The 1,382-nt window shown below is 61.8% G+C and carries 1 protein-coding gene; it reads right to left on the bottom strand.

Features of this window, described 5'->3' with window-relative positions; all coding sequences use genetic code 11:
* Nucleotides 1–100: 100 nt before the first annotated feature.
* Nucleotides 101–1,279: a BaiN/RdsA family NAD(P)/FAD-dependent oxidoreductase gene (locus ACE04F_RS20410; protein ID WP_486109488.1), complete on the bottom strand. Its 1,179-nt coding sequence runs from the start codon at nucleotides 1,277–1,279 to the stop codon at nucleotides 101–103.
* Nucleotides 1,280–1,382 lie beyond the last annotated feature (103 nt).

Here is a 1,382-nt window from a genome sequence, read left to right as displayed (position 1 = left end):
GGCGTTGGATCAGTCGGCATTGATGTTGCCTGATTCACCGCCATTCGCGAGCAGGCTCGCTCCCACACAGGGATCATTGCTAACTTCAAGTCTGTCCGGATCAGACGTACTGCGCCGCCGCATACCCCGAAGCCCAGGCCCACTGGAAGTTGAAGCCGCCCAGGTGACCGGTGACGTCGAGCACTTCGCCAATGAAATACAGCCCGGGGCTTTTCAGCGACTCCATGGTCTTGGAAGAAACTTCTCGGGTGTCGACGCCGCCCAGGGTCACTTCAGCGGTGCGGTAGCCTTCGGTGCCGGCGGGAACGACGCTCCAGCTCGCCAGCTTCTCGGCGATCTCCGCCAGTTCCGCGTGGGTGTATTGCTTCATTGGCTTGGAGACGAACCAGGTGTCGGCCAGCAGGTTGGCCATTTTTTTGGTGAACAGTTCGCCCAGCAGGGTCTTGAGCTCGCTGTTCGGGCGTTCGGCCTGTTGCTGTTGCAGCCACTGCGGCACGTCGTGGTCGGGCAGCAGGTTGATCTGCACCGTGTCGCCCGGCTCCCAGAACGACGAGATCTGCAAGATCGCCGGACCGCTCAAGCCGCGATGGGTGAACAGGATGTTCTCGCGAAAACCCTGCTCGTTGCAGCTCACCAGACAGTCCACCGATGTGCCCGACAGTTCGGTGCACAGGCTCTTCAACTGATCGGTGATGGTGAACGGCACCAGCCCTGCACGGGTCGGCAGCAACTGGTGGCCGAATTGCCTGGCCACCTGATAGCCGAAGCCAGTCGCGCCCAGGGTCGGGATCGACAGCCCGCCCGTGGCGATCACCAGGGATTGGCAGGCAATGGGCCCGAGGGTGGTTTGCAGCAGGTAGCCGTCGGCGGTCTTCTCGATCCGCTCGATCGAGGTGTCCAGGTGCAGGTTGACGCCGGCCTGGTCACACTCGTCCAGCAGCAGGCCGAGGATGTCGCTGGACTTGTTATCGCAGAACAACTGGCCGAGTTTTTTCTCGTGATAGGGCACGCCGTGCTTGGCCACCAGCGCGATGAAATCCCATTGGGTGTAGCGGGCCAGGGCCGACTTGCAGAAGTGCGGGTTCTGCGAGAGGAAGTTGCCCGGTTCGGTGTACATGTTGGTGAAGTTGCAGCGTCCTCCGCCCGACATGAGGATCTTCTTGCCGGCCTTGTTGGCGTGGTCCAGCAGCATCACCTGCCGCCCACGCCCGGCGGCGGTCAGCGCGCACATCAACCCCGCGGCGCCAGCGCCAATGATCACGACTTCGGTAGAGCGCAAAACGGTGTCCTCTCAGCTTCACCACAAAACCCATGTGGGAGCGAGCCTGCTCGCGAAAGCGGTCTGTCGGACAACATCAATGTTGAATGTACAGGCCTCATCG

It is taken from the genome of Pseudomonas sp. AGC41 (assembly GCF_057334555.1).
This window is presented reverse-complemented; position numbering and strand designations above follow the sequence as displayed.